21 protein-coding genes are annotated in these 22339 nt (G+C 60.1%); 8 read left to right on the top strand and 13 right to left on the bottom strand.

Annotated features, from left to right (window positions below; genetic code table 11):
* Nucleotides 1–14: 14 nt before the first annotated feature.
* The 3 genes from AC04PH_RS00830 to AC04PH_RS00840 all read right to left on the bottom strand — a co-directional run bounded on the left by AC04PH_RS00830 (nucleotide 15) and on the right by AC04PH_RS00840 (nucleotide 4293).
* Nucleotides 15–914, bottom strand: coding sequence for a D-amino acid aminotransferase (locus tag AC04PH_RS00830; RefSeq protein ID WP_483063848.1), 900 nt, complete (start codon nucleotides 912–914; stop codon nucleotides 15–17).
* A 227-nt stretch (nucleotides 915–1141) separates the two neighbouring features.
* Complete coding sequence (locus tag AC04PH_RS00835) at nucleotides 1142–2008, bottom strand: ribokinase (RefSeq protein WP_483063849.1); 867 nt, start codon at nucleotides 2006–2008, stop codon at nucleotides 1142–1144.
* Between the two features lie 29 nt (nucleotides 2009–2037).
* The gene (locus tag AC04PH_RS00840; protein WP_483063850.1) at nucleotides 2038–4293 is read right to left on the bottom strand and encodes an NADP-dependent malic enzyme; all 2256 of its coding nucleotides are present in this window, start codon (nucleotides 4291–4293) and stop codon (nucleotides 2038–2040) included.
* A 125-nt stretch (nucleotides 4294–4418) separates the two neighbouring features.
* Here AC04PH_RS00840 and mutS point away from each other — a divergent pair, with 125 nt between their 5' ends.
* A complete protein-coding gene (gene mutS, locus AC04PH_RS00845; protein ID WP_483063851.1) occupies nucleotides 4419–7052 on the top strand; it encodes a DNA mismatch repair protein MutS in 2634 nt (877 codons plus the stop codon).
* Here the strand turns inward: mutS and AC04PH_RS00850 are convergent.
* Entirely contained in the window at nucleotides 7049–7600 is a 552-nt protein-coding gene (locus tag AC04PH_RS00850; protein ID WP_483063852.1) for a nucleotide exchange factor GrpE, read from the bottom strand. The genes mutS and AC04PH_RS00850 overlap by 4 nt on opposite strands.
* A 23-nt stretch (nucleotides 7601–7623) precedes the next feature.
* Complete coding sequence (gene hrcA, locus AC04PH_RS00855) at nucleotides 7624–8688, bottom strand: heat-inducible transcriptional repressor HrcA (RefSeq protein WP_483063853.1); 1065 nt, start codon at nucleotides 8686–8688, stop codon at nucleotides 7624–7626.
* A gap of 117 nt (nucleotides 8689–8805) precedes the next feature.
* Here hrcA and rph point away from each other — a divergent pair, with 117 nt between their 5' ends.
* Genes rph through hemW form a run of 3 tightly spaced genes read left to right on the top strand, consistent with a single transcriptional unit; the run spans nucleotide 8806 to nucleotide 11271 of the window.
* Nucleotides 8806–9513, top strand: coding sequence for a ribonuclease PH (gene rph / locus AC04PH_RS00860; protein WP_483063854.1), 708 nt, complete (start codon nucleotides 8806–8808; stop codon nucleotides 9511–9513).
* The gene (gene rdgB / locus AC04PH_RS00865) at nucleotides 9513–10121 is read left to right on the top strand and encodes an RdgB/HAM1 family non-canonical purine NTP pyrophosphatase (protein ID WP_483063855.1); all 609 of its coding nucleotides are present in this window, start codon (nucleotides 9513–9515) and stop codon (nucleotides 10119–10121) included. Before rph ends, rdgB begins: the two co-directional genes overlap by 1 nt.
* Nucleotides 10084–11271, top strand: coding sequence for a radical SAM family heme chaperone HemW (hemW, locus tag AC04PH_RS00870; protein ID WP_483063856.1), 1188 nt, complete (start codon nucleotides 10084–10086; stop codon nucleotides 11269–11271). The genes rdgB and hemW overlap by 38 nt, the downstream gene beginning before the upstream one ends.
* A gap of 9 nt (nucleotides 11272–11280) precedes the next feature.
* Here hemW and AC04PH_RS00875 read toward each other — a convergent pair whose 3' ends face one another.
* The 7 genes from AC04PH_RS00875 to hemJ all read right to left on the bottom strand — a co-directional run bounded on the left by AC04PH_RS00875 (nucleotide 11281) and on the right by hemJ (nucleotide 18646).
* Nucleotides 11281–12177, bottom strand: coding sequence for a ParB/RepB/Spo0J family partition protein (locus tag AC04PH_RS00875; RefSeq protein WP_483063857.1), 897 nt, complete (start codon nucleotides 12175–12177; stop codon nucleotides 11281–11283).
* A complete protein-coding gene (locus AC04PH_RS00880; protein ID WP_483063858.1) occupies nucleotides 12170–12997 on the bottom strand; it encodes a ParA family protein in 828 nt (275 codons plus the stop codon). The genes AC04PH_RS00875 and AC04PH_RS00880 overlap by 8 nt, the downstream gene beginning before the upstream one ends.
* A complete protein-coding gene (gene rsmG / locus AC04PH_RS00885) occupies nucleotides 12990–13607 on the bottom strand; it encodes a 16S rRNA (guanine(527)-N(7))-methyltransferase RsmG (RefSeq protein WP_483063859.1) in 618 nt (205 codons plus the stop codon). The genes AC04PH_RS00880 and rsmG overlap by 8 nt, the downstream gene beginning before the upstream one ends.
* Nucleotides 13604–15472 carry a tRNA uridine-5-carboxymethylaminomethyl(34) synthesis enzyme MnmG gene (gene mnmG, locus AC04PH_RS00890; protein ID WP_483063860.1) on the bottom strand — a complete coding sequence of 623 codons (1869 nt, stop codon included), beginning with the start codon at nucleotides 15470–15472 and terminating at the stop codon, nucleotides 13604–13606. The genes rsmG and mnmG overlap by 4 nt, the downstream gene beginning before the upstream one ends.
* An 11-nt stretch (nucleotides 15473–15483) precedes the next feature.
* Nucleotides 15484–16764, bottom strand: a complete 1281-nt coding sequence (mnmE, locus tag AC04PH_RS00895; RefSeq protein WP_483063861.1) for a tRNA uridine-5-carboxymethylaminomethyl(34) synthesis GTPase MnmE — start codon at nucleotides 16762–16764, stop codon at nucleotides 15484–15486.
* 30 nt (nucleotides 16765–16794) lie between these two features.
* Nucleotides 16795–18069 carry a transcription termination factor Rho gene (gene rho / locus AC04PH_RS00900; protein ID WP_483063862.1) on the bottom strand — a complete coding sequence of 425 codons (1275 nt, stop codon included), beginning with the start codon at nucleotides 18067–18069 and terminating at the stop codon, nucleotides 16795–16797.
* A 130-nt stretch (nucleotides 18070–18199) separates the two neighbouring features.
* The gene (gene hemJ / locus AC04PH_RS00905; RefSeq protein ID WP_483063863.1) at nucleotides 18200–18646 is read right to left on the bottom strand and encodes a protoporphyrinogen oxidase HemJ; all 447 of its coding nucleotides are present in this window, start codon (nucleotides 18644–18646) and stop codon (nucleotides 18200–18202) included.
* 404 nt (nucleotides 18647–19050) lie between these two features.
* Between hemJ and AC04PH_RS00910 the strand changes: the two genes are divergently transcribed.
* The 4 genes from AC04PH_RS00910 to dnaQ are packed head-to-tail and all read left to right on the top strand — an operon-like array spanning nucleotide 19051 to nucleotide 21797.
* Nucleotides 19051–19650: a Maf family protein gene (locus AC04PH_RS00910; RefSeq protein WP_483063864.1), complete on the top strand. Its 600-nt coding sequence runs from the start codon at nucleotides 19051–19053 to the stop codon at nucleotides 19648–19650.
* Nucleotides 19647–20477, top strand: a complete 831-nt coding sequence (locus AC04PH_RS00915; protein WP_483063865.1) for a shikimate dehydrogenase — start codon at nucleotides 19647–19649, stop codon at nucleotides 20475–20477. The genes AC04PH_RS00910 and AC04PH_RS00915 overlap by 4 nt, the downstream gene beginning before the upstream one ends.
* On the top strand, nucleotides 20477–21070 hold the full coding sequence (gene coaE, locus AC04PH_RS00920) for a dephospho-CoA kinase (protein WP_483063866.1): 594 nt from the start codon (nucleotides 20477–20479) through the stop codon (nucleotides 21068–21070). Before AC04PH_RS00915 ends, coaE begins: the two co-directional genes overlap by 1 nt.
* On the top strand, nucleotides 21063–21797 hold the full coding sequence (gene dnaQ, locus AC04PH_RS00925) for a DNA polymerase III subunit epsilon (RefSeq protein WP_483063867.1): 735 nt from the start codon (nucleotides 21063–21065) through the stop codon (nucleotides 21795–21797). The genes coaE and dnaQ overlap by 8 nt, the downstream gene beginning before the upstream one ends.
* A gap of 18 nt (nucleotides 21798–21815) precedes the next feature.
* Here dnaQ and secB read toward each other — a convergent pair whose 3' ends face one another.
* Nucleotides 21816–22337: a protein-export chaperone SecB gene (secB, locus tag AC04PH_RS00930; RefSeq protein ID WP_483063868.1), complete on the bottom strand. Its 522-nt coding sequence runs from the start codon at nucleotides 22335–22337 to the stop codon at nucleotides 21816–21818.
* Between the last annotated feature and the right edge of the window lie 2 nt (nucleotides 22338–22339).

Below are 22339 nucleotides of genomic sequence, written 5' to 3' on the forward strand. Positions count from 1 at the left end.
GCACCGGGCGTGCACTACCCGTGCACCAGATTTGCGTAAAGCGCGCGGATCCGCTCCGTAACGGGACCTAGCTGCCCGGTTCCGATCTGCCGTCCGTCGATTGACCCGACGGGGGTTTGTGCGCCAAAGGTGCCGGTCAAAAACGCCTCGTCAGCGCCGTAGGTATCGACGAGAGAAAAGTTACGCTCGAACACGGGGATGTCGTTGGCGCGGCACAGGTCGATAACCTTTTGCCGGGTGATGCCGTTCATGCAGTAGTCGCCGGTGCTGGTCCACACTTCGCCCTTGCGAACGATAAAGAAGTTACAGGCGTTGGTGGTGTTCACGAAGCCATGCACATCCAGCATCAGCGCCTCGTCCGCGCCGGCCTTTTGCGCGGCGATACAGGCAAGAATGCAGTTCAGCTTGGAGTGACTGTTCAGCTTCGGGTCCTGGGTCATCGGCAGGCCGCGTTGATGCGGCACGGTTGCTAGGTTGATCGGGCGGCCCAGCGCAGGTTTGGAATGTTCCACGATGATCACGAAGGTCGGACCGGATTGAGAGAGCGACGGGTGCTGGAACGGGCGTATTTTCACACCACGTGTCACCATCAGGCGCGCGTGGGCATCGGTGGTCATGCCATTGGCGTTCTGGGTCTCTAACAATGCTGCAAAGACACTGTTCCGGTCCATACCGATATCAAGATCGATCGCTTTCGCCGCCTCGAACAACCTGTCGAGATGTTCGTCGGCGAAGGTCCATGTGCCGTCATGCAGGCGCAGGCCTTCCCATACGCCGTCACCCAGCATGAAACCGCTGTCATAGACACTGACGACGGCCTGCGACCGGGGCAAAAGCTGCCCGTCCACATAGATCAGAATGTCGGCATTGCGGGCGTCCTCGGCGGCCTGATGGGTCGTTTGGTGATCAGTCATTTGGTCCTCCCTGCGATGCGACGCTAGGACGATCCCGCGCAGGGGCCAAGTGGTAAACTGGTCGTGAGGTCACGGGCTGGTGAATTGCTACGTCGGGCCACCGGTCGCAGGCTGATCAGATAGAATGGAGGGTCCCATGCGTGTTTCGCTACAGGCCGCAAAAGCAATGGTTCTAGTGGTCGCCATAGGGGTCGGGCTGCTGATGCAGGCGCATCCGTCAAAGGCGGCTATGGATCAAATGCCTGCACTTCTGACAAATCAGGAATCGCATCCGCCGTGCCACGGCGTGTGACCATCAGCGCGCCCGCCTTGAGCGCCTGACCGATGGCCTGTTCCATCGGCATCCCCCTGTCGATGCCGGCCAGCAGATAACCGGTGAACGTGTCCCCGGCCCCGGTGGTGTCGACAGGGTCGACTTTTATCGCGTCGAAATGTTTTTTTGTGCCGCGGTGATACCAGTCTGCGCCATCGGCCCCCAACGTAACGATGACATCCATCACACCGATATCTGAAGGACCCTTGCCCGTAGCCTGTTCCAACTGGTCCGCCTCGACCGCGTTTAGGATCAGGAAATCGAGCACATCGAGCACCGCCTGTACCCTGTCGGCATCGAAAGGCGCGGCGGCGTAGGCGACGCGCATCCCCATTTTCCGCGCGAGCGTGGCACCCGTGCGCTGCAGATTGGTTTCGTTCTGAGTGATGAACCAGTCGCCTGTCTGCGCCTCTGACAGTGCCTCTTGCAGCGTGGCTTGCGGTATCTCCCCGTTTGCGCCCGGGTGCAGAATAATCGCGTTTTCGCCGTCATTATCGACAATGATGATCGCCTGTGCCGCGTCGGTGTCGAGTGTCGCGATATGGCGCGTATCGACGCCGTATTCCAGCAGACGCTCGGCCGTCCATTTGGCACCATTACCGACAGCACCGATGTGATTGACGCGTGCCGCGGCACGGGCGGCAGCGACGGACATGTTCGCCCCCTTCCCGCCCAAGAAGACCTCGCGACCCGTGGAGGCGAGCGTTTCGCCGGGTGCCGGGATATGCGGCACGGAATAGACGATGTCTTCGTTAATGGAGCCGAGATTCCAGATCGCCACGTCGCTGTTCCTCTTCCCTGGCGCTGCGCCTAGCCGACCTTGCAGGCGGCGATGATGGCCATGTTCATGATGTCGTTGACCGTCGACACCGTCGAGCAGATCTGCACCGGTTTGCCCACACCGGACAAAATCGGGCCGATGACCGTCGCACCGGCCATCTCCTGCATCAGTTTTACCGAAATCGAGGCAGAGTGGCGCGCGGGCACGACCAGCACATTGGCGGGGCCGGTCAGGCGCTGGAAGGGATACGCCTCCTGTGCCTTGGTGTTCAGAGCGACATCAACCGTCATCTCGCCTTCGTATTCGAAGTCAGCACCGCGCGCGTCGAGCACCTTGGGTGCCGCGTGCATTTTTTCGGCGCGTTCCGACACCGGATGCCCGAAAGTCGAGAACGACAGGAAGGCAACTCGCGGTTCCAACCCAAGGTCGCGAGCCACGGATGCGCCACGCTCCGCAATATCGGCAAGGTCATTTTCATCTGGCCACTCGTGCACCAGCGTGTCCGAGATCAACACGATACGCCCTTTGTGTAGCACAGCCGTCACACCGACCGCGCCATCATGCGGCTGGGCATCGAAGACGTGATTGATCAAGTCGAGCACGTGGTTCGATTTGCGCGTGGCCCCGGTGACCATTCCGTCGGCATGGCCGTGGGCGAGCATCAGCGCGGCAAAGACATGCCGGTCGCGCGCGGCCAGGCGGTGCACGTCCTGCGCGTCGAAGCCCTTGCGCTGGAGCCGGTCGTAAAGAAAGGTCTTATACGTGTCCAAGTAAGGCGTATTGGCGGCGTTTACGATTGTAAGTTCCGACACGGCGTCGGCCAGACCTTCTGCCGTCAGCTTGGCTTTGACATCGTCCTCACGGCCCACGACGAGGGCCTTGCCCAACCCTGATCGCTGGTAGAGCACGGCAGCACGCAGCACGCGGGGATCGTCGCCTTCGGCAAAGATGACCGTGGACTGGTTCGCACGCGCACGGGCGTTGAGGTTGCGCAGCATGGAGGCTGTCGGATCCATGCGCGATTTCAGCGTAACTTCATAAGCCTCCATATCCACGATCGGGCGGCGGGCGACGCCGGTGTCCATGCCCGCACGGGCGACGGCGGTGGGAATGCGGTGGATCAAGCGCGGATCGAAGGGCGTGGGGATAATATAGTCGCGCCCGAAGGTCAGTTTCTTGCCGTAGGCCATCGCAACCTCATCCGGCACATCCTCGCGGGCAAGATCGGCAAGCGCTTGTGCGCAGGCGATTTTCATCTCGTCGTTGATCGCGCGGGCGTGGATGTCGAGCGCGCCCCGGAAAAGATAGGGGAAGCCAAGCACGTTATTGACCTGATTGGGGTAATCCGAACGACCGGTGGCGACGATCACGTCTTCGCGGACGGCGTGCGCCTCTTCGGGTGTGATTTCCGGGTCGGGGTTGGCCATCGCGAAGATGACGGCGTTTTCGGCCATGGAGGCGACCATGTCCTGTGTGACGGCACCCTTGGCCGACACACCAAGGAACACGTCACAACCGCCCATCGCCTCGGCCAGGGTGCGGGTATCGGTGGTGGCGGCGTGCGCGGATTTCCACTGGTTCATGCCTTCGGTGCGGCCCTGATAGATCACGCCCTTGGTGTCGCACATGATGCAGTTGTCGTGCTTGGCGCCCATCGCCTTGAGCAATTCGAGACAGGCGATACCCGCGGCCCCTGCCCCGTTGAGCACGATTTTCACGTCCTCGATTTTCTTACCGGAGATATGCAGCGCGTTGATCAGACCGGCGGCACAGATCACGGCGGTGCCGTGCTGATCGTCGTGGAAAACGGGAATGTCCATTTCCTCTTTCAAGCGCTGTTCGATGATGAAGCATTCGGGGGCCTTGATGTCTTCAAGGTTGATGCCGCCGAAAGTCGGCCCCATCAGCTTCACGGCGTTACAGAAAGCATCCGGGTCTTCGGTGTCCAGTTCGACGTCGATCGAATTCACGTCGGCGAAGCGTTTGAACAGAACCGCCTTGCCCTCCATCACCGGCTTGGACGCCAGTGCCCCAAGATTGCCGAGGCCCAGCACCGCGGTGCCGTTCGAGATCACGGCGACGAGGTTGCCCTTGTTGGTATAATCATAGGCGGTGGCGGGATCGGCGTGGATTTCCTCGCAGGGGATCGCGACGCCGGGGGAATAGGCCAGCGACAGGTCGCGCTGCGTCGTCATCGGCACAGTGGCCTGGATTTCCCACTTTCCCGGCGTCGGTGAAATGTGGAATGTCAGCGCGTCCTCGCGGGTCATTCTGGTCTTGGCCATCGCGTCCTCTCCCCTTGGCGTTCGATCAATGTAGGGGCGATGCGCGGGCAGGGGCAACAGGTTGATTTTGGGGTTTCGGCGCTAACAGGGGCTGGTATTGTCCGGCCAACAGGTGCGGGGATCACATGAGCGCGGCAAAAGACGGCACAACGCCGATGATGGCACAGTATCTGGGACTGAAAGCCGATTACCCGGACGCGCTGCTGTTCTATCGCATGGGCGATTTCTACGAGATGTTCTTTGACGATGCCGTCGCCGCGGCAGAGGCGCTGGATATCGCGCTGACCAAACGCGGCAAGCATGACGGCAACGACATACCGATGTGCGGCGTGCCTGTTCATGCCGCCGAAGGGTATTTGCTGACGCTGATCCGCAAGGGGTTCCGCGTGGCTGTCTGCGAGCAGATGGAAAACCCGGCCGACGCGAAAAAACGGGGCTACAAGGCTGTCGTCAAGCGCGATGTGGTGCGGCTGGTGACACCCGGTACGCTGACCGAAGATTCCCTGCTGGACGCGCGGCGGCACAACTTTCTGGCAGCCTATGCCACCGTGCGTGATGCGGGCGCACTGGCCTGGGTCGATATCTCGACCGGTGCGTTTCACGTGATGCCTTGCCCGCGTGTGGCACTGGGGCCGGAACTGGCCCGGCTGACCCCGCGCGAAGTGATTGTGAGTGACGGAACAGAGTCTGAATATGGCGATATGGTATCTGACACAGGTGCCGCGCTGACGACATTGGGTGCCGCGGCCTTTGACAGTACGGCCGGTGAAAAGCGGTTGCAGGCGCTCTACAGGGTCGGATCGCTGGATGCCTATGGTTCCTTTTCACGGGCAGAGATTGCCGCGATGTCGGCCGTCGCGGAATATCTGGAGATCACGCAGAAAGGTAACCTGCCGCTGTTGCGCCCACCGGTTCAGGAGGGGCAACGCGCGACGATGCAGATTGACGCGGCGACGCGGCGGTCGCTGGAACTGACGCAGGGAATGGCGGGCGGCAAGGGCGGGTCACTTTTGCAATGCGTGGACCAGACCGTCACCGCCGGTGGCGCACGCCTGTTGGAGCGGCGGCTGTCGTCACCATCCTGTCATCTGCCGACGATCGCGGCACGACAGGATTGCGTGGCATGCCTGACCGGCGAAATGCGCCTGACCGCAGACATTCGCGACCACCTGAAGGGCGTGCACGATCTGGATCGGGCGCTTTCGCGACTGGCACTGGACCGCGGTGGACCACGGGATCTGGCCGCGATCCGCAACACGATCGGGCGTGCACAGACACTGAATTCGACACTTTCGGGCGATCTGCCGGATCTGCTGGAACAGGCGCGCAATGGATTGCAGGGGCACGAGGGCTTGCTGGGGCTGCTTGATGCAGCCCTCGTCGCGGAGCCGCCGCTGTTGGCGCGCGACGGCGGCTTTATTGCGGCCGGGTATGACGCCGATCTCGATGAGGCACGCAAGTTGCGCGACGAAGGGCGCAGCGTGATCGCGCAGATGCAGGCGGAGTTTGTGGAGCTGTCGGGTGTTTCGTCATTGAAGATCAAGCACAACAATGTCCTGGGCTACTTCATCGAGACGACGGCGACCCATGCCGACAAAATGATGGCAGCTCCGTTGAACGAGACCTTCATCCATCGGCAAACGACGGCCAATCAGGTGCGTTTCACAACTGTCGAACTGTCCGAGATCGAGACCCGGATATTGAACGCCGGGGGCAGGGCATTGGAGATCGAAAAGCGGCTTTATGGCGATCTGACGCAGGCGATCCTCGCGCAGGCCGGGCCGCTTGGCACATTGTCGCGGGCGCTGTCGGAGTTCGATCTGGCCGCGAGCCTTGCGCATCTGGCGCATCGTGAAAACTGGGCACGGCCGCACATGGACGAGAGCCGGGCGTTTGACATCGCGGGAGGGCGGCACCCGGTGGTCGAGGCGGCGCTGACCCGCGACGGCGCGCCATTCATCGCAAATGACTGCGATCTTTCGGAGCATGGCATCTGGCTGCTGACCGGGCCGAACATGGCCGGTAAATCGACTTTCCTGCGGCAAAACGCGCTAATCGCCGTTCTGGCCCAAATGGGCAGTTTCGTGCCTGCATCGGCCGCGCACATTGGCATCGTCAGCCAGATTTTCAGCCGGGTCGGCGCATCGGACGATCTGGCGCGCGGGCGATCGACGTTCATGGTCGAGATGGTGGAAACGGCTGCGATCTTGAATCAGGCGGATGACCGGGCGCTGGTCATATTGGATGAAATTGGGCGCGGCACGGCGACCTATGATGGGCTCTCGATTGCCTGGGCGACACTTGAGCATCTGCATGACGTAAACCGCTGCCGCGCGTTATTTGCCACGCATTACCACGAGATGGCGGCGCTTTCGGCGAAACTCGACGGTGTCGATAACGCGACGGTTGCGGTGAAGGAGTGGGAAGGCGACGTGATCTTCCTGCATGAGGTCCGCAAGGGTACGGCGGACCGGAGTTATGGTGTGCAGGTGGCGCGCTTGGCCGGGCTGCCGCAGTCGGTCGTGGAACGCGCGAAGGTCGTGCTGGAAGCATTGGAAAAAGGTGAGCGGGAAGGGGGCGTGAACCGCAAGGCGATTATCGACGACCTGCCGCTCTTTGCCGCGACGCCTGCGCCATCGGCACAAAAAACCGCGCCGTCAGAGGTGGAGGCGCGGTTGAAAAATGTGTTGCCCGACCAGCTGACGCCACGCGAAGCGCTGGCGCTGATCTACGAGCTACGCGGCATGACCCGCGATTAGGACGCAGGGGTCGACGAGACGCCGACCTGCGCGGGACGCAACAGACGGTCGTGCAGCATGAAACCTTCGGTCATGACCTGAATGATCTCGCCTGCCTTGGTGCCGGGCACCGGGGCCTCGAACATGGCCTGATGCAGTTGCGGATCGAATTTATCGCCAACTTCGGGCACGATAGGGTCGATTCCGTGCTTTTTGAAGACACTGATCAGTTCCTTCATCGTCAACTCGACCCCTTCGAGAAGCGCGGCATTTGCGTCTTTCTCGGCATCGGCAGAGGACTGCAGCGCGCGGCGCAGGTTGTCGTAGATCGGCAGCATATCGCGGGCGAGTTTCGAGCCACCGTAGTTTTCGGCTTCGCGCCGATCACGTTCAGCCCGCTTGCGGGTGTTCTCGGTATCGGCCAACGCGCGCATGAATTTGTCGCGGAAGTCGTCACGCTCTGCCTTGAGGGCCTCGATTTCCTCGAAAGCCTGCGCGTCCAGATCAATTTCGTCCGCTTCGGCGGCGAGTTCATCGAGGCTCATCGGTTCGTCGTTTTCGTCAGACATGGTATTCCCTTCAGGACTGGCCGCTAAGTTCGATCTGCGATCATCTTGCCGACCAGTTGCGCGGTGTAGTTCACAATGGGCACGATGCGCCCGTAATTCAGTCGTGTCGGACCAATGACGCCGACGGCGCCAATGATCCTCTGATCGGCGTTCATATATGGAGAAACCACCAGAGAGGAACCCGAAAGTGAGAAAAGTTTGTTCTCTGACCCGATAAAAATGCGCACGCCTTCTGCATCGTCCGCAAGGTCGAGGAAGCTGGCGATGTCGCGCTTGCGCTCCAGATCGTCAAAGAGCGTGCGGATGCGGTCCAGGTCGGCTTCGTTCTCGTGGTCGGACAGCAAATTACCGCGACCGCGTACGATCAGGCGCTCGCTCGGCTGGCCCTCGTTTTCCCACATGACAAGGCCGTTTTCGACCAGCTCGGCGGCCAGCGCGTCGATCTCTTGCCGACGGGCGGCGATTTCGCGGGCGATGACGGTCGAGAGATCGGACAGGGTATGGCCGGCGGCGATAGCGTTAAGGAAATTCGCCGCCTCGCGCATGGAAGACGGCGTCTGACCGGCCGGGGGTGTGAACAGGCGGTTTTCGACGTGCCCGTCATCGAAGACGAGGACCACCAGCGCGCGGTCACGGGAGAGAGATACGAAGTCGATATGACGGATCGGGGCCTCGTGCTTGGGCGTCAGGACGAGGCTCGCGCCGTGCGTGACGCCGGACAGAGCAGAGCCGACACGGTCCAGAACGGTTGCGACATCGGCATCGTTGGTGCCGAACGTTTTATCGATCTTTTCTCGGTCGGCACCATCGAGATCTCCAACTTCGAGCAAGCCGTCGACGAACATCCGCAGACCCAGCTGCGTCGGCACCCGGCCCGCGCTGGTGTGCGGGCTGCCGAGAAGCCCCAGGTATTCGAGATCCTGCATGACGTTGCGCACGGTTGCGGCGCTGACCTGTTCGGTGAGGGTTCGGGTCAGCGTGCGCGACCCGACGGGCGCGCCGGTTTCGAGGTAGCCTTCGACGACGCGCTGAAACACTTCGCGCGACCGGGCATTGAGTTCGTCGATCTGCGGTGTTTTTTCGCTCATGAAACCCGTTCCTGCAGTCATGCAAACTAGGGCGATCGGTGTCCGCGCGTCAATCAGACTTGGAATTCGGATATGGGCAGCGTATCGGGAATGCGCAACCGAACAGGAGAGACCGACATGCGCCCATCCGGCCGCCAGACGAACGAAATGCGCAACGTGACCATCGAAACCGGAGTGACACGCCACGCCGAAGGGTCCTGTCTGATCAAATGCGGGGATACGCATGTGCTATGCACCGCGTCAGTCGACGAAAAGGTGCCGCCGTTCATGCGCAATTCAGGTCTGGGCTGGGTGACGGCGGAATACGGTATGCTGCCACGCGCCACGAACACGCGGATGCGGCGCGAGGCCAAGAACGGGCAGTCCGGGCGGACACAGGAAATCCAGCGCCTGATTGGACGGTCCCTGCGCGCGGGCGTCGACCGCGTGGCGCTGGGCGAGCGGCAGATCACTGTCGATTGCGACGTAATCCAGGCCGATGGGGGCACGCGCTGCGCGTCGATCACCGGTGGATGGGTCGCGTTGAATCTGGCTGTGAACCAGTTGATGAAAGCCGGTGTCATCACGAGTGATCCGCTGATCGACCCTGTTGCGGCGATTTCCTGCGGGATTTACGCGGGGCAGGAGGTCCTCGACCTCGATTACCCCGAAGACAGCGAGGCAGGTGTCGACGGCAATTTCGTCATGACAGGCGGCAAGCTGATCGAGGTACAGATGTCGGCGGAGGGGTCGACCTTTACGCGCGATCAGATGAACGGGCTGCTTGATCTGGCGGAAAAGGGTGTGGGCGAGTTGCGCGAGATCCAGTTGGCGGCTGTCAGCTGATGCGGCGTTTCGACGGCAAGGCGCTTGTGGTCGCGACGCACAACCAGGGCAAACTGGAGGAGATGCGCGACCTGCTGGAGCCATACGGCATCACGCTGACCTCCAACACCGATCACGGGCTGCCGGAGCCGGAAGAAACCGAAACGACGTTCGTAGGCAACGCGCGGATCAAGGCCCAAGCGGCGGCGAAGGCCACCGGATTGCCTGCGCTGGCCGATGACAGCGGAATCGAGGTCGATGCGCTGAACGGCGCGCCGGGTGTCTATACCGCAGATTGGGCCGAAACTCCGACCGGGCGCGATTTTGAAATGGCGATGACGCGCACCTGGAATGAACTTGAGAAGATCGACGCGCCACACCCGCGCACTGCAAGGTTTTGCAGCACGCTTGTACTGGCCTGGCCGGACGGACACGACGAGGTGTTTCCCGGCGTGATGGAAGGGCAGGTTGTCTGGCCGATGCGGGGCGATCAGGGGCACGGCTATGATCCGATGTTCCAGCCGGACGGGTATGCGCTGACCTGCGGCGAGATGGACCGCTGGGAAAAGAACAAGATCAGCCACCGGGCAGATGCGTTCCGCAAGCTGGTTGCGGGCTGCTTTGCGTGAAGACTGGGAAAATGGCGGCTTTGGTCTCTATATCCACTGGCCGTTTTGTCAGGCGAAGTGTCCGTATTGCGATTTCAACAGCCACGTCGTTTCACGGATCGACCAAGCCAAGTGGCGCGATGCCTATCTGAGCGAGATTGCCTGTGTCGGTGCCGAAACGGAAGGCCGGGTTCTGCGGTCGGTGTTCTTCGGCGGCGGCACACCCAGCATGATGGACCCCGATCTGGTAGACGCGATCCTGCGCAAGGTGCGCGCGACATGGCCCGCGTCCAACGACATCGAAATCACGCTGGAGGCGAATCCCACGTCAGTCGAGGCAGGACGCTTTGGCGGATATCGCGACGCGGGGGTGAACCGGATTTCGATGGGTGTGCAGGCCCTGAACGACGGGGACCTCAAGGCGCTGGGGCGGCTGCACACTACACAGGAAGCGATGGCGGCGTTCGATACCGCCCGCGGGATATTCGACAGGGTCAGCTTTGACCTGATCTATGCGCGGCAGGGGCAGACGGTAGAGGCCTGGCGTGCGGAACTTGACCGGGCGCTTGGCCTCGCGATTGACCACCTGTCGCTTTACCAGCTGACTATCGAGGACGGCACTGCCTTCGGTGACCGCTATGCCGCCGGAAAGCTACGCGGATTACCGGACGAAGACAGCGCCACCGATATGTATCTGCTAACGCAGGAGGTTTGTGGGGCCGCGGGCTTTGCAGGTTATGAAGTGTCTAATCACGCAAAACCGGGGCAGGAAAGCCGGCACAACCTGATCTACTGGCGCTATGGTGACTATGCCGGGATCGGGCCTGGCGCACATGGGCGTGTGACATTGAACGGGCGGCGGTTTGCGACCGAAGCGCACCGCGCACCGGGTGCATGGATGGCTGCGGTGACGGAACGGGGAACCGGAGAAATCGCGCGCGATGCGCTCAGCCCGGATGAGGTTGCGACGGAGTACCTTTTGATGGGGCTGCGCCTGACCGAGGGTGTCGACATGGATCGACTCGCAACTCTGACAGAAGAAAAATATATTAATAATATTAATTACTTAGAGGGTATCGGGATGGTTGAAGTCGTTCACGACCGCTTGCGGACGACTGAAGCGGGTCGTCCCGTGCTGAACGCTGTCCTTGGGCGCTTGTTGCAGGCGTAGGATGCCGTGCTATGCCCCGGCCAGCACGCTGAGCAGATCGTCGAGCTGGTCCAGCGTGCGATAGTGCAGGGTCATCTTGCCACCGTCACCACCCGCCTTGTGGTCGATACTGACCTTCATTCCGAGCGCGGCGGACAGTTCCTTTTCGATCTGGATCGTGTCGGCGTCTTTCGATGGTGCGGACGCGGTGCCGCCCTTGCTTTTTCCCTTTGTGTTCGGAGCCTTGACCAGTCGCTCGGTCTCGCGGACCGAAAGCCCGCGCTGGATCACCTCGCGCGCGAGCTTGCTCGCGTCGGGATGCCCGACAAGCGCGCGGGCATGCCCGCCGGTCAAGCGTCCGTCTGTCAGGTAACCCTGTACATCGTCGGGGAGGGTGAGCAGGCGGAGCAGGTTGGCGATGTGACTGCGGCTCTTGCCCATGGCCTGCGCCATCTGATCCTGGGTGTGGCCGAATTTGTCCATCAACTGCCTGTAACCGGCGGCCTCGTCCACGGGGTTCAGGTCGGCCCGCTGGATGTTTTCGATGATCGCGACTTCGAGCACTTCGGTATCGTCGAAGTTGCGCACGAGTACGGGGATCTCGTGTAATTGGGCGAGCTGAGCAGCACGCCAGCGGCGTTCCCCCGCGACAATCTCGAAACGGTCCGGCTGGTTTGGCGCAGGGCGCACGATCAGCGGCTGGATAATGCCTTTCTCGCGAATCGACGCCGCAAGCTCTGCCAGCGCATCATCGGAGAACGTGCGGCGGGGCTGATCCGGGTTCGGCTGAATCCGTTCCACTGGGATCATTTGATCGGGCCGTCGCGGACGATCCGGTGCCTGTGCACCGCCTTCCGGATTGACATCCGCCATCAGCGCCGACAGGCCCCGGCCAAGGCCCCGCGATTTGTTGGGTCGATCAGCCATGTTGTGCCTTTCTCGTCTGGGGGCGCTGGTTCCGCGCCATGATTTCTCGCGCCAGCGCCAGGTAGGCCTGGCTGCCCTTGGACTGCGGATCATACTGCAGGACCGGCATGGCGAACGAAGGTGCCTCGCTCAGGCGGACATTGCGTGGGATGACGGTCTCGAACACCAGCTCGCCGAGGTTGGCGCGGGCGTCCGCCTCGACCTGCTGGGAGAGGTTGTTGCGACTGTCGTACATCGTGAGCGCGACGCCCTCGATGCGCAGGTCGGGGTTGGCCGTCTGGCGCACCTCACGCAGGGTCAGCATCAGTTGCGACAGGCCTTCGAGCGCGAAAAATTCGCTTTGCAGCGGCACGATGATCGCATGTGCCGCAACCATGGCGTTGACGGTGAGCACGTTCAGCGAGGGTGGGCAGTCGATCAGGATAAAATCCAAATGAAACTGGTCAATTCCGATCTGTCTGAGCGCATCGTGAAGCAGATAGCTGCGCTTTTCGTTCGAGATCAGCTCGATATCGGCAGAGCTAAGATCTGTCGTGGCCGGTATAATATGCAGATTTTCAATTGCGGTCGGCATGATCGCTTCGGCGAGGGTCGCGTCGCCGGCGAGCAGATCATAGGTTGTTACGTCACGGGCATCCGCCTCGATCCCCAGACCGGTCGAGGCGTTGCCCTGAGGGTCGAGATCCACCAGCAAAACGCGGCGCCCTTCGGCCGCGAGCGCCGCGCCAAGATTGATCGTCGTGGTCGTCTTACCGACGCCGCCTTTCTGATTCGCGACGGCAAAAATGCGGGGCCCGCTTGTGGGAGAAGTGTCAGCCACGACTGATCCTTTTGATTGAGAGAATGCGCGCGTCCGGGTCGGTGATACTTGGGTATTGCGTCAGTTCAAAGTCCCAATCAGCACGCGCTGCAGCAATCTCTTCCGCATGGCGACGCCCTTTGTGAAGCAGTGCAATCCCCGTCGGAGACATATGGTGCCGGATCGGGCCGAGCAATTCGCGCAGCGACGTGAGTGCACGTGCGGATACCACATCTGCGCCAACTGACGGTGTTTCTTCTATCCGTTGTGATATAACCGATATGTTGATAGTCAACTCACGTACGACAGTACGCAGAAATGTCGCCTTGCGCTGATCACTTTCAATCAAAGTGAATGCGGTGTTGGGGTGGGATTGCTTTCCGATTATGGCGACGACAACGCCTGGCAGCCCACCGCCGCTTCCCAAATCGACCCAACTGTCAAATGTTGCGGGAGCGTGCGTCATCAGTTGCGCCGAGTCGACAATATGGCGCTGCCAGAGATCGGCCTGAGTCCCCGGTGCGATCAGGTTTATCTTACCTGTCCACTTTCGGATAAGCGCGGCAAATTCCTCAAGCGTTTCAAATGTTTCACGTGAAACATACTGTCCGCCAACCAAATGTGACGTCATGCGCTGGCATCCAGATCCGGTTTCGGCTTTCGTAGCCAGCTAAGCAAAAGCATCAATGCGGCGGGTGTCATGCCATCGATCCGACTGGCATGAGCAAGTGTGGCCGGCCGGGTCTTTGCAAGTTTTGTGGCAAGTTCAGTCGAAAGCCCCGGAATGCGAAGATATGGCGTATCGTCCGGTATCGTCTGATTTTCATCGCGCTCCATCGCAGCGATATCCCGTGCCTGTCGGCTGATATAATTTGCATATAGTGCGTCGCGTTTGATTTGCTCCAGCACGTCTTGAGGCCAATCTTGAGATATATCCGAAACCGACGCCAGCTGCTCTATCCCGAAATCGGCAAGTTCCAAAGCTTCCAATGCTGATCGCGCTGGTCCACTTGGGTTTAGTTTAGCACCTGTGGCGGCGATGTCTTTGGCTGCAATCTGTTGGCTGGCCAAATCTTTTTTTGCATCGCTGATGTTATTCATTTTCTCAGAAAACACTGCCCAGCGCGTATCCGAAACACATCCAAGATTGCGGCCCATTTCAGTCAAGCGCTGATCTGCGTTGTCCGCGCGCAGAGACAACCGGAACTCGGCCCGTGACGTGAACATGCGATAAGGTTCGGTGACTCCGCGCATAACGAGATCGTCGATCATAACGCCGATGTAAGATTCGCGCCGGCTGAAACTCACCGCAGCGTCGCCACGCGCCGCACGCGCTGCGTTCAGACCTGCGACAAGCCCTTGTGCCGCGGCTTCCTCATATCCGGTCGTTCCGTTGATCTGGCCCGCAAGGTAGAGTCCGGGCACATCTTTGAGTTCCAGGCTGGGGCGCAACGCACGTGGATCGACATAATCATATTCGATAGCGTACCCCGGTTGTAGAATTTCAGCATCCTCAAGTCCGTAAATCGAATGGACATAATCAACCTGAACGTCAACAGGAAGAGACGTAGAAATCCCGTTGGGATAGACGGTATGGTCGTCAGCCCCTTCCGGCTCCAGGAAAATCTGATGCGACGCCTTGTCGGCAAAGCGGACGACCTTGTCCTCGATCGACGGGCAATATCGTGGCCCGACGCCGTCGATGTGGCCGCCATACATGGCTGACTTATCCAGATTTCGCCGAATAATCTCATGCGTCTTTTCATTGGTATGCGTAATGCCGCAGACGACCTGCGGCGCAGATATCTGCCGCGACAGAAACGAAAAGAATGTCGGATCCTGATCTCCCGGCTGGCTTTCCAACAGGTCCCAGCGAATGGTTCTGCCATCGAGCCGCGGAGGCGTCCCGGTCTTCAGGCGTCCGAGCGGCAACGCAAACCCATCAAGGCGCTCAGCCAGACGTATTGATGGTTGCTCACCCATCCGACCGCCAGACTTTGCGACGTTCCCGATATGAATGACACCGCGCAAAAAGGTACCAGTCGTCAAGATAACTGCTGATGCACAAATTTCGCTCTCGTCCGCCAGCCGGACACCGCAAACCACGTTCCGCTCCATGATCAGATCGGCGACCTCACCCTCGATCACGGCGAGATCAGAAACAGTTGCAATCTCTTTCTGCATTTCAAGTCGATAGATCTTGCGATCCGCCTGCGCCCGCGGCCCTTGGACCGCAGGGCCTTTGGTACGGTTCAACAACCGAAACTGAATACCCGCACGATCGGCCACACGGCCCATCACACCGTCCAAGGCGTCGATCTCACGAACGAGGTGCCCCTTTCCCAACCCGCCAATTGCCGGGTTACAGGACATTACGCCAATTGCTTCTTTCTTTAGCGTGACCAATGCCGTGCTGGCACCGCTACGCGCAGAAGCGTGGGCCGCCTCGGCCCCGGCGTGACCGCCTCCGATGACGATGACGTCAAAATGTTTCACGTGAAACACTCCTACTTTCCGATGCAGAAACTCGAGAATATCTCGTCCAGTACATGCTCAACATCTACGCGGCCAATCAGGGAATCGACCGATCTTACGGCAGATCGCAGGTCTTCTCCGATCAAATCCGCCTGCGCGATTCCCGCGTCCGAACGCGATAACGCCTCGGATATATATCGGACCGCGTCCAGCATCGCCACCCTGTGCCGCTCGCGCATTGCGATTCCGGCACCCTGCGCTCGTTTTTGCAGAATTTCCGTCACCATATTGACCAATGCGTCGATTCCGGCACCCGTTTTAGCCGAAATACCAAAACCGCTGCCCGGCGCAACATCGGCCTTCGGCGCCACAAAGATATCTTCCTGCTGTGGAACGATACCACGCAAGCCGTTCGCCGCACCCAGAAAAATCCGCAGGTCTGCAGAATGCGCCCGTGCGACGGCGCGCGCAATGCCGAGCTGCTCCACCTGATCATCGGTGTCGCGTAGCCCAGCCGTATCCAGTAACGTCACCGGCAAACCGCCCAGATCCATTCTCACCTCGATCACGTCCCGGGTAGTGCCCGCAACATCAGAAGTGATCGCCGCATCCCGTCCGGCCAGACGATTCAAAAGCGTCGATTTTCCGGCGTTCGGCGATCCGACGATAGCCACCTCGAACCCGTCGCGCACACGCTCTGCTGTGGCAACACCGGCGGCCTCGCGCGCCATGTCTTCCTGCACACCGATCAACAAATCCCTAACGTCGGGAAGGACATCGACCGGCACATCTTCATCCACAAAATCAATCGTGGCCTCGATCAGCGCCGTCGCCCTGATCAAGTCAGCGCGCCACGCTTCCGCGCGTTGGCCCAAGGCCCCGGAAAAGACGCGCAGTGCCTGGCGTCGTTGTGCCTCGGTTTCCGCGTCGATCAGATCGGCCAGGCCCTCGACCTGCGCGAGATCGAGGTATCCGTTTTCCATTGCGCGTCGCGTGAACTCACCAGCCTCAGCCTGACGCAAACCTTCGATCCCACCCAGTTCCCGCAAGACGGCAGCAACGATTGCGGGGCTGCCGTGCAAATGCAGCTCGACCACATCCTCACCGGTAAAGCTCTGCCCTGCCGGAAAATTCAGGATCAGGGCCTCGTCCAGCAGAACGCCATCCGCGCCCACCAAAGACCGTATTCCACGACGCTTCGGCAGCCCCGTCATCAAACGGCCACACGCATCCGTTGCCGCAGGACCAGACACACGCACAATCGCGACGCCGGCCCGGCCTTGCGCAGTCGCAAGGGCGAATATCGTATCCATATTATTAACTCACTGTTATAAAACAGTAATTTATGTATTCATCGAATCGAAGAAGTCTGCGTTCGTTTTCGTCTGCTTCAGCTTTCCGATAAGGAATTCGATACCGTCCGTCGTGCCCATCGGGTTCAGGATGCGACGCAGAACGTAGGTCTTCGCCAAATCGGTCTTGTCGACCAGCAGTTCCTCTTTCCGGGTACCGGATTTCAGGATGTCCATCGCAGGGAATACTCGCTTGTCGGCAACCTTGCGATCAAGCACGATTTCGCTGTTACCCGTGCCCTTGAATTCCTCGAAGATCACCTCGTCCATACGGCTGCCAGTGTCGATCAATGCTGTCGCGATGATGGTCAGCGATCCGCCTTCCTCGATGTTACGTGCAGCACCGAAGAACCGCTTGGGCCGCTGCAGCGCATTGGCATCAACACCGCCCGTCAACACCTTGCCCGATGACGGCACGGTCGTGTTGAACGCACGACCCAAGCGGGTAATCGAGTCGAGCAGGATCACAACGTCGCGTTTGTGTTCCACAAGACGCTTGGCCTTTTCGATCACCATCTCGGACACCGCCACGTGGCGCGACGCAGGTTCATCGAAGGTCGACGACACGACCTCCCCCTTGACCGACCGCTGCATGTCGGTGACTTCCTCCGGCCGCTCGTCGATCAACAACACGATCAGATAGCACTCGGGATGATTCTTTTCGATCGAGTTCGCGATGTTCTGCAGCAGCACCGTTTTACCGGTGCGTGGCGGGGCGACGATCAGCGAACGCTGTCCCTTCCCGATCGGCGCGACCAAGTCGATGATCCGGGCCGAGCGGTCCTTCGAATTATTCTCCGACGTCACTTCCATGTTCAGCCGCTCATCGGGGTAGAGCGGTGTCAGATTGTCGAAGGCCACCTTGTGTTTGGCGCGCTCCGGTTCCTCGAAGTTGATCGATTCCACTGAGGTCAGCGCGAAATAGCGTTCGTTTTCCGTCGGTTCCTTCATCACACCCTCGACCGTATCACCGGTGCGCAGCGAGTGTTTTCGGATCATGTCGGGCGAAACATAGATATCATCAGGGCCAGGCAAATAGTTTGCCTCCGGCGAGCGCAGAAAGCCGAAACCGTCCTGCACCACTTCCAGCACGCCGTCGCCGCCGATCACCCATTCTTCGTCCGCACGTTCACGCAGGATCGCGAACATCATGTCACCCTTGCGCATGGTCGAGGCATTCTCGATCTCGAGCTCTTCGGCGAGCGATAGAAGGTCCTTGGGACTTTGCGCCTTCAGGTCGGCAAGGTTCAAACGGTCTGTTGTCATGAAAATATCCAATGCACGGCAGGGGGCCGCGCTGTGTTCAGGTCAGGTCTGGAAAATGCGTCGCCCGGACGGGCAGCGCGATTTGCTTACGCCCTTGCCACCGTGAAGTCAATCGTCGGACAGCAGCGCACTAGAACGGGCGTGCCACGACCATGATCACGATCACCAGCATCAGCACGGTCGGCACCTCGTTGGCAATTCTATAATCGCGGCCGGAGCGGATGTTCGTGCCAGCCGCGAAGTCTTTGCGACGCCCGGCAAGCCACATATGAAACACCGTCATCATGATCACCGCACCCAGTTTCACCCAGGACCAGAGGGACCCCCAATCGAACATCCCCATTCCGATCAGAACCAGACCGGCAATCCAGCTGACGATCATCGCCGGCGTCATGATGACCCGCAACAGTTTCAGTTCCATCGTCTGAAACGTCCGGTCCAATTCTGACCCGGGCGTGCCCCGCTCTGCATGATAGACGAACAACCGGGGAAGATAGAAAATCCCGGCCATCCATGAAATCACCGCCGCGATATGCAGGGCCTTGATCCATGGATAGAGAGGTCCGAGTATGTCCATGGGCGCGCTCCGTCCGGGTTTTTCTTCTTAATATATAATTAAAGATAAGAAAGATGATGTTGTAGGTAGTGTCGCCAGTTTCTGTGGTTTCTTTTTTGATCCTCCGACTTATCCACCGCAACAGATGCAAAGCATAATTTTCTGAAGACGACGAATATTGATGATATTATTATAATTATCAATAGGTTAAATTGATACTAGTGTGGCGATAATTCAACATTTTAGCAGTTGACTCGTGGGTGGTATGCGATTCCTGCACAGCGCCGATTTATCATTATCAGTTGTGGATCTGTGTGGGTCCGAATGTGCATATCCCGTGAGGCCATTAACACGACCGGGGCGACATGAAGCCGGGCACCGTTTCGCACATAGCTCCCACATGGATTTTCCAATAGGTTATCCCCATGACGCAAACTATCGTTCTTGCCTCCGGTTCCACGATCCGCGCCACCTTGCTGCGGCAGGCGGCTGTGCCCTTTACGGTCGATGTTGCGCGTGTGGACGAAGAGGGCATGCGGGCTGCGATGACGGCTGAAGGAGCAGGCCCGCGCGACATCGCGGATGCGCTGGCCGAGATGAAGGCTCGCCGGGTGTCTGCGCGGCATCCCGATGCGCTTGTGATCGGGTGTGACCAGATACTTGCTCATGACAGCGAAATTCTAACCAAGCCGGAAACGCCAGCCGATGCAATCGCCCAGTTGCGGGCCTTGCGCGGCGGGCGGCACGCGCTTCTCTCTGCAGCGGTGATCTATGCGGAGGATCAGCCGCAGTGGCGCCACGTCGGCGTCGTGCGTCTGCATATGCATGCGGCAAGCGATCACTATCTGGATGACTACGTGGCCCGCAACTGGGACAGCATTCGCCATGCTGTCGGCAGTTACAAGCTGGAGGAGGAGGGTGTTCGTCTGTTTTCACGTATCGAAGGCGACTATTTCAATGTGCTTGGTCTGCCGTTACTTGAACTCCTGTCATATTTGCGTCTGAGAGGAGCGTTGCCGACATGACCCCGCACAAGATCCCCCTTGCCGGTGTGATCGGTAACCCGATTGCCCATTCCCGGTCACCGCGACTGCACCGGCATTGGCTGCGGCAATACGGATTGCTGGGTGCCTACGTTCCCCTGCATGTGACCGAAGATAACCTTGCCCAGGTGATCCGCACCCTGCCGATGATGGGTTTCGTCGGTGCGAACGTGACGATTCCGCACAAGGTTACGGTCCTTTCGATTGCCGATCAGATCAGTGATCGGGCCACGCTGATCGGCGCGGCCAACACGCTCATTTTCAAAAGCGACGGCAAAATCTATGCCGACAATACCGACGGTTACGGATTCATGGCGAACCTGCGTCAAGGCGCACCCGGCTGGTCGGCCAAGGACGGTCCGGCGGTCGTTCTGGGGGCCGGCGGCGCGGCGCGGGCGGTGATCGTCGCCCTTGCCGATGCCGGCGTGCCGGAAATCTATCTGTCGAACCGCACCCGCCCGAAGGCAGAAGCGTTGCGTGCAGAATTCGGCGCGCGGATCACGGTGACGGACTGGGTGCAGGCGGGCAACGTTCTGGAGGACGCGGCTCTTGTCGTGAACACGACATCGCTTGGAATGACCGGACAGCCGGAACTGCGTATCCCACTGGACGGATTGCAGCGCGGCACTGTCGTGAACGACATCGTCTACACGCCGCTGGAAACCGGCTTGCTGCACACCGCCAGGGAGATGGGATGCGTGACCGTCGATGGGCTTGGGATGCTGCTGCATCAGGGCGTGCCAGGGTTCGAACGCTGGTTCGGCGTGCGCCCGCAGGTCGATGACGCGACACGCGCGGCGGTGCTGTGATGGCCCGAACCATCGGACTTACCGGGTCAATCGGCATGGGAAAATCGACGACTGTAGAGATGTTCGCCGAGGAAGGCCTGCCTGTCTGGGATGCGGATGCAGCCGTGCACCGAATTTACGCGCGCGGCGGTGCCGGTGTCGATGCGGTAGGTGCGCTGGTTCCCGAGGCGATCGTCGACGGCGCTGTCGATCGCAGTGTCTTGAAGGCCAAGATCGCGGCAGACCCCGATCTGATCGGTCAGCTTGAAAAGATCGTTCATCCTCTTGTCGCGGCAGATAGGCAAAGGTTTCTGAAGCGTCATGCAGCGGCCGATTTTGTCGTGCTGGATATTCCGCTGCTGTTTGAGACCGGCGCCGCGGATTGGCTGGATATCACTGTCGTGGTGTCGGCCCCCGAAGACGTGCAACGCGCCCGTGTGCTTGCCCGCCCCGGCATGACGGCAGCCCAGTTCGATCTGATCAAGGCGCGTCAAATGCCGGATGCGGAAAAACGCACCCGCGCGGACCATATTATCGAAACCCGGACGCTGGACGGCGCGCGCCTTGCGGTGCAAAACCTCGTCAGATCACTCAGGAAATCGCGACATGCGTGAAATCGTACTGGATACAGAAACGACAGGGTTCGAACCTGCCGAAGGCGACCGGATCGTCGAGATCGGCGCGGTCGAACTTATCGGGCACGTTCCGACCGGGCGAACCTATCACCAGTATATCAATCCGCAGCGGTCGATGCCTGATGGCGCGTTCTCCGTGCATGGCATCGGGCCGGACCTGCTCGAGCCGCCGCAGCCCGTGAAGCCAGGGCAGGTTACGCTGCGCGACAAGCCGCTGTTTGCCGACGTTGCACAGGCGTTCGTCGATTTTGTCGGCGACGCTAAACTGGTGATCCACAACGCCGCCTTCGACATGAAATTCCTGAACGCGGAATTGGGCTGGGCGCATCGTCCGCTGTTGCCGATGGATCAGACCGTGGACACGCTTGCCATCGCGCGGCGCAAGTTTCCCGGCTCGCCCGCGTCACTGGACGCGCTTTGTCGTCGCTTCGGCGTCGACAATACCAACCGCACTCTGCACGGTGCCTTGCTGGACAGTGAAATTCTGGCAGAAGTCTATCTGGAACTGATCGGCGGGCGTCAGCCCGACTTTGCGCTGGCGCAGAATACCGACCGCGCCAAAGGGACAGCTGCGCAAAGCGACTGGCGGCCCCAGCCGCGTCCGGAGCCGTTGCCGCCGCGCCTGACCGAAACGGAAATCGCCGCCCATCGTGCTTTTGTGGAAAAGCTGGGCGGCGATGCGATTTGGCGTAAACTTGGCGACTGAGGACGTCGCTGTCGCTGATCAGTTGATCAGCGGTTCTTCCTTTTCCGCCTTCTGCGCCTCGACGCGGCGGGCCAGTTCGGCGCGGTAGAGCGCCAGGAAGTCGATCGTCTCAAGGTTCAGTGGCGGGAAGCCACCGTCGCGCGTGATGTCGCTGACGATGCGGCGCACGAAGGGGAAAGTGATGCGCGGGCATTCGATCAGCAGATAGGGGTGCAACTGGTCTTCCGGCACGCCCTCGATGGCAAAGATGCCGGCATATTCCAGCTCCAGCACGAACAGGGGTGCGCCGCCGTCCTTGGCGTTGCTGGTTACGTTCAGTTTTGTGATGACCTCGAACTGGCCTTCGGTGCCGCGCTTGCGGGCATCCAGATTCACCTGCACCTTGATTTCCGGCGTCGCGTCGCCGCTGACACCCTTCTGCGCCAGTATGTTCTCGAAGGACATATCGCGGATATACTGCGCCATGACGCGGCTTTTGATCTGCGCCTGCTGGGCCTGCGCCGCGTCGGTGGATTCGGGTGTTTCTGGCGTGTCGGACATGG

It is taken from the genome of Yoonia sp. KMU-150, assembly GCF_056858355.1.